Below are 15,661 nucleotides of genomic sequence, written 5' to 3' on the forward strand. Positions count from 1 at the left end.
AAACCAACTGGTGATCCGTCCAGGCCAGGTGCTTATAGCCACTCTTCGGAGGCACCGTCATTCGAGCTTCGCACAGCGAATCTATACGTTTATCTGATGTATCGAAGCTACGCTGGAGCTTGCGCCCCGCTTGCTTTCGGTAGAGGAATGATGTTTGACTCAGGCTTTCCGGTTGAAGATTTTGTCGTTGATGGAAAGCTGGATCAGACTGCTTTAATTCGTCGCGTAAAAGGATCTCTACGTTCCCCTGATCCTTTCACCAATGCAATGCTAGGAGCCATATACGAGGTTACTTCACAACCAGGCTTCCTCGAAGCGCGTCGCACCGCCCTAGCGGAGAAACTCACACCCTCTGAGAGAGTCGGGGTAGAGATGCAGAAAGTCCTGGAGAATGAGTGCGATGGATCGGAAAGCGTCAGAAAAAAATTGGCAGAGAAGATCGTTGAAGGCTACCACCATGCTGCCCATCGATAATCTCGACCAGAGGCACTCGTCCGCTCTGACTGGGAAATCGATGATCACCCTCAGTCCCCCCATGCATTGATCCCCTCCGCGCATCCTTTTTGCTCTGTTAGCTCTGTAACGGACGAACAAATCCTGGAAGGGCTACGCCATGCGGCAGCGATGTCGGCCTACCACCAGCACCTTCTAACGACCGGTGCATCAACCGAGGAAGCCGTCTTGAGAAAGCACACGAATATCCCGTCCGAATTCTGGTCTGATGCGCCACCCTGTTCGATCTGCGCTGATGATCTTAGGTACCACGCTGAACAGCGTGACGGCAGCAAAATATCTTGATTGCCTCGCCCTCTCATTCCACTGCCGGCCCGGTTTAGATTTCAGTTCTGCGAGGTTCGGACTCGCCTGCAAGCCCGCAGCAACAGTGAAGCCCATAGATAAAACCAGAAAGTCTCTCACCGCTTGGAATGCAACGTCGATACAAAACGCGCTCGGGATTGCGTTTTTTAACCGGGACTCGCCCTTGCTTTTCACGACTGAATGATAGGTTAGAAATGCGTTAACAAGCGATCCGGGGAGGGATTGAATGAACGTCACCAGCATTGTGAAGAATAGCTTTCACGTACCCAGCGTCGTCACCAAACAGCTGAAGATGAACACGATCAGTGACGGTCGTCGTCGCGTGCGGATCTCCAGCAACTTCATTGACCTCATGGGGTTTAAAGCCGGAGCTCGCATTGAAGCCGTGCCATCAATATCGGGCGGTTTCGATATCCGTCTCAGCCAGGCCGGCTCCACTAAAGTACATCAACGGAAATACAACCGTACCCGGAGCAACAACCCACTGGAAAGCCTGATTGAGTTCGGCTCCTCTTCCCTGCTCAACAGTACCTTCCCCCCAGCTACGGAACGCTTTCATGTGACCATGCGCCAGGGCGAAATAAAAGTACGCCCCATCGCGAACCGTGTATTCAGCATTGCTCGGCGTTTCAAAGGCCACGATCCTTTCCGCGCCATGGTAGGAATGACTGGCGGCGTGGATCTCCACTGTCTCGATAGTGCCGGCTTCAAGTCGGACGTGGTGCTTGAATACAGGCCTCGGGAGGCTCGCGATAATGCCGCAGGACGCTCCCTTGAGGAGGTTCACGCACTCAACACCCTCCGGAATGGCAAGCCCCGCCTGCTGATCAATGAGGACATTTATCAAGTCTCTCCGGAGCGTCTCAAAAGCCTGTGCGATGAGGGCGATCCCATTGCCCTGGGACACTTCTCGGTCAGCTGCGATGACTTCTCCTCCGCAAAATCAAAATCTCTACGCACTCAATCCGTTGATAACGGAACCACTCAGGTCGACATGATCTACCCCGTCTTGAGGATGATCGAAACCATGAATTATCCGGTGGTAATGATTGAGAACGTCCGGGCCTTCGCAAACCATGACGCGGGAATCATCCTGAAATCCATGCTTCGACGCATGGGCTACGAGACCACGGAAATGACGTTTTGTGCTCGGGACTACGGCGGCATCCAAAACCGCACCCGGTATTACCTCGTGGCCTCCATCTTCCCTGGTTTCGAGGCTCCCAAGCCCCAGCAGCGCAATACCAGCTCAATATGGCCGATCGTTGAAAAGCACCTCGGGGATTGCCGCGACGTTACAGAGGCAAGCTCCATCAAAGCACGGGCCACTTCACACCGGGGCAGCATTGGCATCACCAGAGAGAGCACCTTCTGCCCGACAATCCTGAAGAGCCAGTCTCGACTGGTGAAGGATGGCTGCTACATCGAGGACGAAGGACGGGTTTACGCACCCTCAGAAAGCCTTCTGCAGGAACTCATGAGCATCCCTGATGACTTCGATGCCAGCTGGATGGCTCGGGAGCAGTGTTCGGAGACTTTAGGCCAGAGCATCGACTACAAGCTTCATCACGCGGTTGTTGAGTCCGTTCGCAAGCACATCCAGAGCAATCTCGGACAAGGCCCGGTTCTTCGTCATAAACATCAGGCTCAGTTGCTCTGAGCCCTTGCATTTTGAGACTTGCCGGTGCCTTTAAAGTGTAAGATGGATTGCGGCGACCGCTATATTCTAACCAGACAGCTACATGAGAAACTGAGGGTTCAGAAACAATGAAACAGGAGAATTATGTCACCTAAGTCTTTCAATAAAATTCTGCAGGAATTCCGTAAGTACGAAAATGATCTCCCAATCAGCTCCATGCTGTGTTTTATGGAAATACTGGAGTCACCGGGACTCACCGTTTCACAAGCAGTCAACGGGCTGGATCTCAGCAAGCAGTCCGCCAGCCGGGCCTTAAAGAATCTCACTCATAGAGCGCGGCCTGGCAAAGACGGGATCGATGTTGTTCGAGCTGAACCGCTTCCCGAAGATTACAGGGTATCCCAACACTTCCTGAACGAACGTGGAGTGGAACTGGAAAAGCGGATACGACAGATCCTTTCGGACTGATTAAGGCCAACCCAGCACGCAAATAAAACGTCCATCCCATTCTGGACGCCATATTGAAATGTGGTGTCCAGCCTCCCCCTCTCCTGCCCTTGCATCCTGAAAAACAGCGATAGCCTATCAATGAGTCGGGAAGACACCGACGGCATCCGCCGCAAAGACCAGACGCTATAGGTGAGCGCAAATGAAAGAAGCATCGATCGCAGTGATCAATACCATTCCAAACTATCCCATTCCACTGACAGACCGTTGGGGCGACTATACCTCTCGCTCAACTCTCCTCCAGCACTGGAACATCATCGAAGGCTCAGACGCCTACGAAGCCTACGAACATCTTCGCGGTCGTTACAACAGCGGGGAGATGGACAGCCAAGGCGACCCAATGCACCTATCCATTGGCGATCCAAGAGCATTCCAGCACGAAGAAGCGACGTTTGTCGCTTTTCATGAGGGGCGGATCGGCATACACGCTGAAGTAGAGCTCGATGTTGAGTTCAACGATCTGGACGACTCCTCAGAATTCGAGGATGAAATTACCCGAGCCGAGTTCGATGAGCTGGTGTCCTACTACACCGACAAACTGCAAACCTTGGTTGAAGCCTACCCCGAAACCCAGTTTTTCATTGCTCACGGTGAGGATGTGACCTACAAGGGCCGCGTGACGATAAATGCCTTCACGCCTCTGCTAAATGGCCGGTTGCCCAACGGAACCATGCTCGCCCCCCAGGATGTGACGTTTATGGTCTCACCCTATTTCCGAAAAGGCCCCGATGCGGGTGAGATCAACATTACTCAATGCCCCAATCTGGCGGGCCTCACTGAGAAACTCATCGATATTGCTCTGGAACGATAAGGAGAACGCCATGGAAGAGATTGAGCTGCTAAAGGCGGTAGGAAAGCTCCGAGACGCCGGGTACGCGATCGCCCTCTATAGCGAGGAAGAGCTGCAGGGCGTCGACCCTCGCGCAATCGAGACTGCAATACACCGGGAAGGAAATGAGGCGATTGACGACCTTCGCCACTTGCACGCAGACACATGAACGCACAGCTTAGCCAGATGGGCCGCTCACACTGGTGAGCGCCCTACACACCTCACACTGTTTGCCATCATTCACCCCCAGAACCTGCATTGATTGCCCGGTACATTTCGGAACATGAGCTCCAGCATTCGTACATCGCTGTGTGTGGTTCTGCTTGCCCAATCAATTCCCATAGCTCGGCTAAATACCTGGTTCGCTTCAAAGCTATTTACCAATACAGAAGCATTCTCGAAATCGCCCTCCCGCAATCTATCGATCAGCTGAGACTCAACTGTTTTGCGATCGTTTTCTTGCTGGGCGAGGAACTGCTCTGCAATACGTTTCCCGTCATCAGTGCAGCGTAGAGCAAAGCCCTCCCCCCGACAGCCCGCCAGACGCCTCCCGTCCAACCTCTGAAACTTAGCCCGTTTTTTCTATTTGTTGTCTTAATAGTAGGGATTCACAAAACCGAGTAGATCTGCAACCAAATTCCAGAACGCCCTTCGTTTGAATTCCCCTTTTTATAAATAGAGATGTGCTAGCGCGATCCAAGAAATTTTTCGGGCTGGCATAACAAAATTCACAAAACATAAGAGGTAAAAATATGAACGACGACAAATTTATCGAAACACTACCTTCAACTCTGAGAGCGATTGCAAATGGCATGAAGATGGTCAGCTGGATTCTGGCCCTTTTTGACATAGGATGCGGTGCTTCAAGCACGATCTACGCCTGTGCCCTGACGCTGCATATCACCGCAGCAGTATTTGAAAGGGCGAATGCCCGTAAAGAGTCTAACCGATGATCTGGCTGAGGGAGGGCTCCCCTTCAGGAAATGATCTGACAGCATTGCATTCTAAGTGTTGGCGTGACAGACCGGTTCGCTTCGGTGCGGACGCAAAACCTGTATCATTGTTGCCGTGCAAGGATTCCCCTTGCAGGTTGGTTTGTATTCTTGGAACAGCTCCCAAAACCCGAGTCCCCTGGCTCGGGTCTTTTAAGTGCTACTTTTCGCATGCGAAAAATCAGCTCACCTCCCACGACGATTTTCATGGAACCCGAATTGTTTGGGGTTGTGTTTTGAAAAGTCGTGTCATTGTACAAATGACTCTGCAACGGAAGGGGGCCTTCTCCCTCCCTGTTTCCCTTCTTCGGCAGATCACATTGCGCTCTTCGCCCCACCTCATTGTGGGGCTTTTTTTTGGGTGGGCTTTTCGTTAATTACCGCCGCAAAGACAAACGTTGCATTTTTCAAACCCGTGTAATGCTGGAAGCACATAAACAGACACGGGAGATACCCATGCAGCCGATGAGCGCAAATCAAATGGTCCGCAACCTGAAAAACCAAGACCAAGACTTCGAGTGGTATCCAACGACCGATGCGATGATCGAGTGCGTCAAAACGGATATCCGCGCCAAGTTGAAGCTGTTTCGCGACGATCCGGTCAACACTATTTCAGTGCTGGACTGTGGAGCGGGCGACGGGCGCGTACTTCAGGCGCTAACCAACGGTGACCGCTTTGCGATAGAGAAGAGCCAATTGCTCGTTGAGGCTCAAGATGCCTCCGTTATCACCGTCGGTACAGATCTGATGCAGCAGGCTCTCATTGATAAGCGTGTAGATGTCATTTTCAGCAACCCTCCCTATTCTGAATTCTCAGCCTGGACCCGCAAAATCGTTAGCGAGGCAAACGCCAAACTTGTGTACCTGGTGATTCCCGATCGGTGGGTCAAGGATGCTGGATTCGCTGAGATCCTCAAATCTCGCAAAGCTAACGCAAAGGTAATTGGCTCGTTCGATTTCGGAAGCCCAGACGCTGAACGCCGGGCGCGTGCACGGGTAAACATTCTCTCTATTCAACTGGCCCATGAAGGGTCCATGTATCACAATTCCAGATCGCATGGCCTAAAAACAGACCCCTTTGACCAGTGGTTCAATGACAACTTCGCACCGAACGCAAATAGGACCTCCTTTGACAACCTGAATCCTGCTGATGCCATCAAAAACCAGGTCAAAGAGCGTGTGAAGCATGGGCAAGAGCTGGTGACCTCAAATGGCCTCGTTCAGGCGTTAGAGCAGTTCTACCATGAAGACCTGGAGCAGCTCCTTGGCGATTATCAGCGGATCTGTGCTCTGGATTCGGTCATGCTCTATGAGATGGGCGTAAACACTGAGTCACTGGCCAAAGCCCTGAAGCTCAAGATCACCGGACTGAAGGACGCTTACTGGCAAGAGCTGTTTTCGCATCTGGGAACCGTGACCAGTCGACTGACCCGGAACACTCGTAAAACAATGCTCGACAAGTTGAACGACTCTACTCATATCGACTTTTCAGCGGCCAATGCACATGCCTTGCTGTCCTGGGTGATCAAAAACTGCAATAACTACTTCGATGCTCAGCTCATCGCACTGGTAAAGCAAATGACTCACCAAGCGAATGTCATCAAGTACAAATCAAATGAAAGGGTGTTTTCTGCCGAAGACTGGCGCTACGGGCGCAAGCCTGAGATCGAACGCTACGGTCTTGATTACCGTATTGTGCTGGAGCTCTACCAAGCGATTTGTGTTTCTGAGTTTTCATTCGAGCACACAAAGAGCGGGCTGGGGGATTATGCGGCGAGCCTGCTCGATGATATCGCCACTGTAGCGAACAATATTGGTTTTGATACAACCGGGCAAAAGAAGGCCCATGATTTTGAGTGGACTACCGGCAAAAAGGTGAACTTCATGTTCCTGGACCATCGAACAGGACAAGAAGCGGTATTGTTTGAAGCCAAGGCATTCAAAAAAGGCACCGTACACCTGAAAATGAACCAAAGATTCGCCTGCAAGCTCAATACCGAGTTTGGCCGCCTGATGGGCTGGCTGCGCAACGCTGAGCACGCAAACAAGGAAATGGATATTCCGTTAGACGTAGCCAATGAAGCCTTTGGCTCAAATCTGCAGCTGACAGCCAAGCATGTCGCATTGCTCGCCGGCCCGGAGACCAACGAGGAGCTTCGGGAGGCGGCATGAGCAAAGTTACAGGCAATATGCAGATACAAACTCCCGAAGGCGTGGCGGTCACTACGACGCCCGCCACTGGCACGAACGACGACATTGATAGCTTGCGCTATGAAGTCTCAGCACGAACCCTGCAGATCGATATGATCAGACCCAACAAGGAGAACGAAAGCCTGGGACCAAAAACCGGGGTTCGCATACGCCATATACCCACCGGATTGATTGTCGAGCAGACAAAGGATCGGGCCCAATTCCGAAATCGTGATAGGGCCTTAACGATCCTTCGGGAACGACTGGCGCAGCTGCAGCAAACCGAGGCAGGAGAAAGATAATGTTGTTCTGGATCTGGGCTGGTATCTTCGCATTGGGCGATTTGACAGAAGAGCCCGCACCGCAAGGCCAACGAGACTGGTTAAGACCAGATGATTGTATGACACAAAGCTGACTATATGACCTTTAACCGAGCAGCGTTCACAACCAACACAGCCATTGGTTGGCTTTTGAAAGCCAGCCTTCTGGTGCTTGGAGTCGCCCTTCTGGCCCCGCCCGAAAGCCTAGTCCGGGTTGGTTTTGCGTGGATGAAACAAAACCCTGCAGGCGCATCCGCTCTTCTAACGACCGTTGTCCTGGCAACCCTTCTAGCAGCCTATTACCGGTCGAAAACTCTCCGAGTGAATATTAGCGACCTGGTGATTGATTTTGAGGTCGGCACCCTTGTTCGCAAGCGTCAGCGGATCAAGCTGGCAGATATCCGGAACATTAAATCCCATGCCAATCTCATTGAACAGAAGCTGAGTGCCGCAACGCTGAAGCTTGAGACCGTCGGAACTGGTGGTGTTGATATGACGCTCCCTCAACTGAACGCTGAGGATGCTGAGGAACTACGGCAACGGCTTTCGCCCCGTGGAAACGACGACGAAGATCTGATCCAAGCTGCATGAGCTCGCGCTACGTTCTCCGGAACTTCTTGTCCAACTGGTACTGATGGAAGTCATTGTAGCAGTCAAACGGTTCGCCTCGTTCCCGCTCTGCTTCCACAAGAAGTTTAAACTCGTTCAAATCTCCACAGCTCTTAAACAAAGGGTGGCTGTGAGCAATGTCGGGCTTGGGGTTGCCAGTCTGTGAGCCTTTAGGAGCCACTGGTGCTGGAGTGACATCCTTTATCGTTCTTGTAGCACTGCTGAAATTCAGTTCAGGCTCAACATAATCGGCCGCCAAAGCATCCATCAAATATGCGGGTGGGTTCTTTATTGAACCGTCCTTGTGCTTCTTTTTTACATACGACAAGTTTCGGGCAATACGATCTTCATCATAGTCTGTGAAGATCTTGCGAATGGTATCTTGCGAGACACCCAGCCCCAGAAGCTCAGGATAAAGGGGGTGGTTCGGAACATGCTCAAGCGTTGATCGGGTCTCCCAAGTAAATTGTATCGCTACAGCCTTTCGCTGGAAGCGTATCACCTTGAAATCAACCTGTTTGAACTCGGTGAAATCCTGGACTTGTTTGATCGCTGGCGTCAACACGCGCTGCTTAACATTATTAAACCGGGTATAGCTGCCAGTACGATTGTCATAACCCATGAGTTTCGGAAAGTTTTCCCAGGCCGGGTGACTCTTTGTCATCTCAGGATCGAGACTGAACGTTCGTGATTTGAGTCCCTCATACTGTTTCAGCAGCTCAAACAGACGAATCGCATAGTTGCTGGTCATCCTGAGAATGGCCCCCAGCTCATACAGTGTGTACTTGCCGACTAGACCGATCAGAAAAGGTTTCAGATCTTCACTAAAACGAATGCCAAAGTGGCCCTTCTTACACCAAGCTTTGGTGACCCACTGATATAGCTCAAATTCGCCGGTCTCATCGTTACGGATCTCAACCTGCCGTTTCATTAGATCTTTGGCAATACGGTTCAAATCCGTGTAAGAGCTTGTTTCAGAGGCCCCAATAAGCCGAACAAGGTCTGGTACCGCAAACACCTGCTCAAATAGCTGGGTCTGATCCTTGCGAATCTGAGCCATCGCGACCAGAACTAGCTTGTGGGCTTTCCCAGTCAGTTCGTACTGCGCTTCTACCAAAGCGTTTGCTTTGACAACCTTTAGGTTAGGCGTTTCCTCATCAATAAGGGAAAGCTGTCGCTGGTCGTCCATGTCAAGAGCTACCTCACCGGTCATAATCTCTTTAAGCCTCAATCGGTCTTTGGTCAGGAATCTCGGTTTAGTAAGCCTGGATCTCACGGAAAGTGAGGTGGCCAATCACTGACCGCTATCGATACCATGCGGTCAACAAACGATCAACGCTTGGGTACCAAATACTACTTTATTAATCGCGGAAACTACTTTATTGATTCTTCATGCTACATTTTTGATTATTTTGCCGCCTGATCGCTGAGAATGGGTTCGGGCATGAAGCAGATCTAATGGCGTGAGGCCCATCGCCAGTCTCAAATGGCATTAAGTGCTACATTTTTAATCATGAAGCGCTTGAAAACATCGGAAATGTAGCACGAGTACCAATCTCCCCTCAGACGGTAGAGGAAAATCCCGTATAGGCCCCCTGATTCCGGGCGTTTCAAGCGCGCTGGAATCCCTCAATAAGGAATGCTCTCTTCATAAGCATCAAAAATGTAGCATTTGAGGATCTGGAGCCGGCCTCATCACTGGAGCACCAATCGTATTCACCCAGGGCAATGCTACATTTTGAATTAATGCTACCGAGAACCATTAGAAATGTAGCACCAAGCTCGATGAGGTTACGCCGGGGTAGGTTTATAAGTAGCCAAAACGGAGCAACAGGGGATCTGAGGCGGGGCTTATGCTACATTTTGAATTACTCGCTCCCCGCAAAGCATCAAAAATGTAGCATCAAGAATTCGAGAGCAGGTAACCAGCAACCTCATATCGAGTAGCAGACTGTTCTAGCGCTACATTTCGAATTATACACTCTCCAATCCATTGGAAATGTAGCACCAGGAGCACAGAGGATGTATTACTCACCGTGATTCGTGCCGAAGACTGGGGCTGACTGCTACATTTTTGATTAAATGTTTCCACTCAATCATTGGAAATGTAGCATTAACGACGCTCCACTAGCTGACACGCAGGCACTCGCAGGGGCAGCATCGCTCAATGCTACATTTTTGATGAATTCCGAACGCACGGGAATTTAAAATGTAGCATCTAGCCCTTACATTCCATTGCCGATGTCCCACTTACTCAATGAACTTCTCGATCACACTATCTGCCCCAATCAGCGGGATAATACGAACCAGAACCTGATCCATCACACCGTTCTCAGCTTTGGTGATGAAGTCCGCCTTTCGGTCTTTCCAGGACAGCGTTTGAATGAGACTCGAAGCGACAACCGAAGGTTTCTCCAGATTGTCCACGGCAACCTCAGTCGCGGTACCGCGAACGCTTGTGCTGATCGGGCAACAGATCAGCAACCCGGTCTGTTTGTTGTACTGCTTGGAAGACAGCACAAGTGTCGGTCGGTATTTACCGATTTCCTTACCCTTGGTGGGCTCGAAGTCCAGCCAGATAATGTCGTTGCGGTCAGGGACGTACTGAGCCATTAAGCCCCCATTTCAGAAGCTGAAGGGTCCGCAAGCTCATCCGCATGAGCCCCATGGGCATCTAAGCCTTTCAGCAAGTCGGCTTCGGAGAAGGGAAGGTTCACCCTACGCGGAGCCTTCTGGACAGCCTCAATCACAATCTTTCCGGCCTTTACGTCAATGCTGATCGGGCTGGAAACATCCAGTTTGGCTTGTGCCAGGATCTTGCTGGAAAGACGCACAGCAGCGCTATTTCCCCAGCGTTTGATTTCGCTTTGCATGGCAACCTCGCGTTGATGCTTGTAGCTACGTATGTGTCTACCTTAATTTCGACAGCATTATGTGTCAACATCTGTATCTACATGCCTGTAGGTTTTACACCGCTCCAAGTTGCGATCAAGCCTGGAGGCCATCATTGTCGGCCTGATGCTACATTTTTGATGGAAAGAGAAGGCAAGCTCGCGGGTTAATCCTAATGAGAAAAGGCCAATGCTACATTTTCAATTAGGGTGAGATGGTGTACCAGCGCCTGTGGGGCTTTGATATCGTCCACAAACTTCATCTGGACTGAGGCCATCATTGTCAGCCTGGTGCTACATTTTCAATGAAATGGGGAGCCAAGCTCGCGGATTAAGCCTAATGAGAAGAGGCTCATGCTACATTTTCAATTAGAATTGCCTCCCAACTCATTAAAAACGTAGTCAGAACCATTAAAAATGTAGCATGGGAAATTTCAAAAGCAGCACGAACTCTGTTTCTGAGCACAAAGAATCAATTTGGTAGTTTAAAGTGCTGAAAAATATGGCCCAGAAGATTAAGAATGTAGTGCGAACCATCAATAAGGTAGCCTGAAACCAACTCAAGGCATTGAAATAGAAAGAGAAAAAAGAGCCTAAATAGGTTAATGAGTTAACCTAGAAATAGGAAAACAGGCGTCTCTTTTGAAGGGGATTTGAAAAGCGTTAGTGGTTGCATCTCAGACGGGCGTGAGACCCTATATTAGTTCAAAGTCCATCACTGCTGGAAGCCCACTCTAAACAAAAATATGACAACAAAACTGATCATGCCTACAGCCCTCAACGCAACTGATGCAATCAGTGCCAAGAGCTTCAAGAACCCAGTGGTTCGATAATGGAATACAGCACAGGATTGCCAATGAGGGGGCTCATCCCCGTTCTCATTGAAAACCTGAGGAGTTTTCGCGATGGCTGGTGGTTGAAGCTCCTTTTACTGGCAGCAGTTTTTGGTGCTACTCCCGTTATTCGTTCCAATACCGTCCTCGTGTTAACCATCACAGGGATAGCGATCAGCATCTATACAGTCGCCCTCTGGAAGAGCTACCGGTATGAAAGATCCGGGAATAATTTTCACATTCGATCGGGGCTGGCTGAAAAGCTTCGCGTTCACCTGCACACGTCTCAAATCAGCAGAGTCGTCCTGGAACGAAACCAATGGTGCCTACTATTAGGCCTGGTCAATGTCAGCGTTTACACCGAAGGAAACAACGAGAGCTCCGCAAGTATTCAATACATATCCAAAGAAATGGCCCGGCAACTGGCCGGAGATCTGCTCCCTAAAGACAAAACAGAATTGAAGGACAGCGTGTTCTACCATTCATCATGGTTAGATGCGCTTCGGGGGGCATGCCTTGTTCCTTCTAAGCAGCTAATAATGCCGGCATTGATTACCTTTGCGATAGTAATGCCCGTTCTGAACTCTTCAATCGACCGCCCTGATGAGGCGATCCTGAAAGATGGAGCAGTTGATCAGGCAGCGAGCCTATTCACCACAGCCATTTCCCCAGGTGCCATCAGTTTTATCATCGTCATGCTCATAGTCTTGGTTGTCGGTCTTTCAATCTTGGCCCGCCTCTTTATCGCCTTTCCCTCATTTTTAGGTACAGAGATAAAACTACGGGACAACCAGATCTTTGTTCGATCTGGCATATTTAGCCTGCGGCAATGGCGCTTACCACTCGTTGATATCGCTACTGTTGAGGTCAGAAACGGCTTCTGGCCTCGATTGTTTGGTGGCTCTGCTGTCTTGTTGCAAACCAGAGGCGCGGAACTACAACCTGGCATCAAGGGAAATTATCTGCCCTTTTTACCTCATGAAAAAATCGCGGAACTATTTGAGATCACCGATCTGAAGCCGGTTGAATTGCCCAGAAGAAAACTAGAACTTTTCAACTTTCTGGTTGATGCAGGGCGCGTTCTGTTAGGTGCAAGCCCGTATCTGATTGCTGTGGCTCTCTTTCTACCCGTGACATTCTGGACAAGTCCAGCATTGAGCCTTTATGCCGCCGAAGCCGCAGGACTATTTCTTGCTCTGATGCTCTGGCGCTGGCGGCAGCACTGGAACTCCGGGATAGCGGCAACTGAAACTCACGTTACAGTTGGCCAGCGGCGATGGACGAATAACCACACTACAGCTCATATAGATGACCTGCATGGCATGGAGTGCTACTCACTTCCGCTGGCCAAAGATCGACTGCTTGCGATTCGCCCTGGCCTTCCTGCGGTTGACCAGCACATAACCGCCGTATCGCCATGGAGCCCAGAAAGCTGCATCTCTACCTGCAGAGCAAGATAGATCTGACAGCAACTACGGACTATTGCGCTTTCTGACCCCGTGGAACGTTTTGAGCTATTTGACTTAGTTCTGGCAACAAAATCGCATCCTCTCTGGATTTGCGCTCGCAAAACAGTGGGATCATGCCCTCTGATGACTCATTGAGCGCTGGAGGGCACATGATTTTTGATTCTGAAATACAGGCGACTAAGTTGTGAGTTGGGAACCTAAAAATCACGATGGCTTATTGATAGCCGTAGAGATCGAACTCGACAATGATGTACACCTAATGCCATGTCCACTGATGAAGCACGCAAGCGGTCGCACAAACTACGACGCTATCCGGCAATACTTCGGGAAGCAGGACTACTGTGTCGGCCAAATTCTATCGATCCACCACGGAATGCTCAGCTTCCTGCAAGATCAGCCTCAATGACGTGTGGCCAGATAAATTCATCTACAAGCTGGTACGTGAAGATTTTTCTGGTAGCAACAGTATGCGCTGCAATGGCGGGTTTTAAGGCCGAGATCGTTGGTTTTCAAGGAACGGGGGTGGTTTATGTTTCAGCCGCAATCGCGTTCATTGCTTCAATGGGCGTTTGTGCTGCACTTAAATTCTGTAAGGACATAATAGCGTGAACCTTCTGGCATTAACGCTACGCACGCCAAGTACGAAGGAGCTTGTTGGCATCGGTGTGTTTCTGACTGCAGTAGCGCTGATTTTCACTGGCTTGCACTTTTCATTGGATGTCTCGTCCATAGCTCTCCGCAAAGCCTTTTTCGTTGTTTCTTCGTCGATGATGCTTGGCTCCGTCGGTATTTCCTTGGTTCAAAACGGGTGGCGTGTTCTTCCGATATACATGCTGGTCACCGGTTTCGCCATTTTTGCTCTGTAATCGTCGGCCAGCTACAAAAAGCCTAAAGGTCGCTTACCTTCCACACGTTGCATTTTCGAAATCACCGATACGATTTAGCTAGAACCACGGAGCTTTATCATGAATCGTATCGGTCACCACGCAACAGGCGCTATTTCAGGCATTGGAGCCGCGTCTTACCTCGGGTTGCTTCAACCAAGCACCGCAATTTCCGCTGGTGTATGCATCATAGCTGGATGGCATGGAGGTGTGTTCCCAGATTCTGTAGAGCATGTCCGAGGACGTTATTGGGTCGCCCACCGTACCGTGACACACTGGGTCCCGGCATGGATTGCTTTAGCGGTATGGTTATTCTGCAACCCAGAGGCCAGCGCCCTCCCCTACCCCGGTATTACCTATCCTGCATTAGTCGGGTTTTCAGTTGGTGGTATCACGCATCTGGTTTTTGATTGGCCAAACCCAACCGGCATTCCCTGGTTACACCCGTGGAAGCGCCACTCTTTGAAGCTTTGGAAATCGGGTAGAGCTGACACCGTTCTGATAGTAATTTGGGCTACGGCGATTAGCTCAATCTCCTACTCTCAGATCTGATCATGCTTTGTCACGACAAAACAAAGCGTTTTGGTAAAAGAAATAGCGCAAACCTTTGCCAATTATCCGTCCTATATCACTACTCTTATCCCCAGCTATCAGCACGTCTACGGAGTCAGGAGCCGAGAAGATGAAAAGCTCATTTTGGATGGTTCACAGCCGCTATGGCGATGTTGGAATTGAACTCTACATGCGTTTGAGCCGTGATCAACGAATTACATTCAGCGCACTTATGGCGAAGGCTGAGTTGGAGCGAATGACCGCTCGCATGATCGATGCCCTCTTTGGCATAACCGATCTGTCCAAAGCGCCAGATGCTGCCGGGAAGAACAACTGGCTCTCATACCAGGAGTATTCAAGGCGTGCGGATGAAATGCTCATCCAGACAATGAGTTATCGAGAACGATACCTCTCAATGGCAACCAACACTCGTCAAAGCAGGTACCACTCCACATGGGGTGAGCTCATATCTTCCGATCATCAAATGACCAACTCCGTGATAGCCACACAAAACAGGGCGCTCCTGACAGACAAAGCATAGTTATCAACAGCTTTGTTCAGGATTTCTGTGGATAAGAGGGTTAACAGTAGGAAACAGAGGGTACCAAATGGCAAGCAGCAAAGTGGTTCTGCCTCCCGAGATAGCAAAGTTTGATTTCCATTCGAAGCTCGGATTCGTAGCTCTTAAGGCCTTTTTCCGGATCTGTAGTGACTGGAACACAACTATCGATGAGCAAATGAAGTTGCTCAACGTGGGATTGATCGAGCTGGAGGATCTCCGCAAGACACCAGCTACTCCATTGAAACGTGAGCAGCTGGTTCGAATTCGATGCTTCGTCCTGGTTTATAAATCTCTTGTTGGAAAATACAGCAGTATTCCAAGAGCAAATCGAGAGGTTCGAGCCCCGAAGTCTGGCCAGCCCTTTTTTGGTAAATCACCACTCCACCTGATGCTCAACGGCCATTTGATCGGCATCGCAACTGCCTGCAAAGCCATCAGTGGTGAAGTCCCAGAGGTTGAGGGTTTTAAGAAGGCATCCTGATCTACCTGCCATAAACAGAGCGCCAGGCGCTGACGTGGGGAGCGTCTGCTCGCTCCCTTGCATATTCATAACCAGTGATAACTT

General features: G+C 50.2%; 18 protein-coding genes. 14 read left to right on the forward strand and 4 right to left on the reverse strand.

The window, feature by feature from the left end:
- The first annotated feature begins 147 nt into the window (after positions 1–147).
- Positions 148–474: a hypothetical protein gene (locus KO499_RS00115; protein WP_215981733.1), complete on the forward strand. Its 327-nt coding sequence runs from the start codon at positions 148–150 to the stop codon at positions 472–474.
- A 189-nt stretch (positions 475–663) separates the two neighbouring features.
- Here the strand turns inward: KO499_RS00115 and KO499_RS00120 are convergent, their stop codons facing one another.
- Positions 664–1,062, reverse strand: a complete 399-nt coding sequence (locus KO499_RS00120) for a hypothetical protein (RefSeq protein ID WP_215981734.1) — start codon at positions 1,060–1,062, stop codon at positions 664–666.
- On the opposite strand from KO499_RS00120, the gene KO499_RS00125 reads away from it, so the two are divergent.
- The 8 genes from KO499_RS00125 to KO499_RS00160 all read left to right on the forward strand — a co-directional run bounded on the left by KO499_RS00125 (position 1,046) and on the right by KO499_RS00160 (position 7,887).
- Positions 1,046–2,479 (forward strand): DNA cytosine methyltransferase, encoded by a 1,434-nt coding sequence (locus KO499_RS00125; protein ID WP_215981735.1) that lies wholly within the window; start codon positions 1,046–1,048, stop codon positions 2,477–2,479. The genes KO499_RS00120 and KO499_RS00125 overlap by 17 nt on opposite strands.
- 123 nt (positions 2,480–2,602) lie before the next feature.
- Complete coding sequence (locus KO499_RS00130) at positions 2,603–2,926, forward strand: MarR family transcriptional regulator (protein WP_215981736.1); 324 nt, start codon at positions 2,603–2,605, stop codon at positions 2,924–2,926.
- Between the two features lie 181 nt (positions 2,927–3,107).
- Complete coding sequence (locus tag KO499_RS00135; RefSeq protein ID WP_215981737.1) at positions 3,108–3,776, forward strand: hypothetical protein; 669 nt, start codon at positions 3,108–3,110, stop codon at positions 3,774–3,776.
- Positions 3,777–3,786: 10 nt separating this feature from the next.
- Positions 3,787–3,963, forward strand: coding sequence for a hypothetical protein (locus KO499_RS00140; RefSeq protein WP_215981738.1), 177 nt, complete (start codon positions 3,787–3,789; stop codon positions 3,961–3,963).
- 583 nt (positions 3,964–4,546) lie between these two features.
- Positions 4,547–4,747, forward strand: a complete 201-nt coding sequence (locus KO499_RS00145; RefSeq protein ID WP_215981739.1) for a hypothetical protein — start codon at positions 4,547–4,549, stop codon at positions 4,745–4,747.
- A 495-nt stretch (positions 4,748–5,242) separates the two neighbouring features.
- Positions 5,243–6,958, forward strand: a complete 1,716-nt coding sequence (locus KO499_RS00150; RefSeq protein WP_215981740.1) for a class I SAM-dependent methyltransferase — start codon at positions 5,243–5,245, stop codon at positions 6,956–6,958.
- Positions 6,955–7,278: a peptide chain release factor family protein gene (locus KO499_RS00155; RefSeq protein WP_215981741.1), complete on the forward strand. Its 324-nt coding sequence runs from the start codon at positions 6,955–6,957 to the stop codon at positions 7,276–7,278. Before KO499_RS00150 ends, KO499_RS00155 begins: the two co-directional genes overlap by 4 nt.
- A gap of 117 nt (positions 7,279–7,395) precedes the next feature.
- Positions 7,396–7,887: a PH domain-containing protein gene (locus KO499_RS00160; protein WP_215981742.1), complete on the forward strand. Its 492-nt coding sequence runs from the start codon at positions 7,396–7,398 to the stop codon at positions 7,885–7,887.
- Positions 7,888–7,894: 7 nt separating this feature from the next.
- Here KO499_RS00160 and KO499_RS00165 read toward each other — a convergent pair whose 3' ends face one another.
- The 3 genes from KO499_RS00165 to KO499_RS00175 all read right to left on the reverse strand — a co-directional run bounded on the left by KO499_RS00165 (position 7,895) and on the right by KO499_RS00175 (position 10,778).
- The gene (locus KO499_RS00165) at positions 7,895–9,094 is read right to left on the reverse strand and encodes a replication initiation protein (RefSeq protein WP_228339702.1); all 1,200 of its coding nucleotides are present in this window, start codon (positions 9,092–9,094) and stop codon (positions 7,895–7,897) included.
- Between the two features lie 1,061 nt (positions 9,095–10,155).
- Positions 10,156–10,518, reverse strand: coding sequence for a type II toxin-antitoxin system PemK/MazF family toxin (locus KO499_RS00170; RefSeq protein ID WP_215981744.1), 363 nt, complete (start codon positions 10,516–10,518; stop codon positions 10,156–10,158).
- Positions 10,518–10,778: a MazF family transcriptional regulator gene (locus tag KO499_RS00175; RefSeq protein WP_215981745.1), complete on the reverse strand. Its 261-nt coding sequence runs from the start codon at positions 10,776–10,778 to the stop codon at positions 10,518–10,520. The genes KO499_RS00170 and KO499_RS00175 overlap by 1 nt, the downstream gene beginning before the upstream one ends.
- A gap of 850 nt (positions 10,779–11,628) precedes the next feature.
- Between KO499_RS00175 and KO499_RS00180 the strand changes: the two genes are divergently transcribed.
- The 5 genes from KO499_RS00180 to KO499_RS00200 all read left to right on the forward strand — a co-directional run bounded on the left by KO499_RS00180 (position 11,629) and on the right by KO499_RS00200 (position 15,577).
- Positions 11,629–13,089, forward strand: a complete 1,461-nt coding sequence (locus KO499_RS00180; RefSeq protein WP_215981746.1) for a PH domain-containing protein — start codon at positions 11,629–11,631, stop codon at positions 13,087–13,089.
- A gap of 614 nt (positions 13,090–13,703) precedes the next feature.
- Positions 13,704–13,964 carry a hypothetical protein gene (locus tag KO499_RS00185; protein ID WP_215981747.1) on the forward strand — a complete coding sequence of 87 codons (261 nt, stop codon included), beginning with the start codon at positions 13,704–13,706 and terminating at the stop codon, positions 13,962–13,964.
- A 99-nt stretch (positions 13,965–14,063) separates the two neighbouring features.
- Positions 14,064–14,534: a metal-dependent hydrolase gene (locus KO499_RS19935; RefSeq protein WP_215981748.1), complete on the forward strand. Its 471-nt coding sequence runs from the start codon at positions 14,064–14,066 to the stop codon at positions 14,532–14,534.
- 130 nt (positions 14,535–14,664) lie between these two features.
- Positions 14,665–15,075: a hypothetical protein gene (locus KO499_RS00195; RefSeq protein ID WP_215981749.1), complete on the forward strand. Its 411-nt coding sequence runs from the start codon at positions 14,665–14,667 to the stop codon at positions 15,073–15,075.
- A 67-nt stretch (positions 15,076–15,142) separates the two neighbouring features.
- A complete protein-coding gene (locus KO499_RS00200; RefSeq protein ID WP_215981750.1) occupies positions 15,143–15,577 on the forward strand; it encodes a DUF2384 domain-containing protein in 435 nt (144 codons plus the stop codon).
- The last annotated feature ends 84 nt before the right edge of the window (positions 15,578–15,661 follow it).

The sequence above is a fragment of the Marinobacter sp. F3R08 genome (assembly GCF_018860425.1).
Taxonomy (GTDB): Bacteria; Pseudomonadota; Gammaproteobacteria; order Pseudomonadales; family Oleiphilaceae; genus Marinobacter.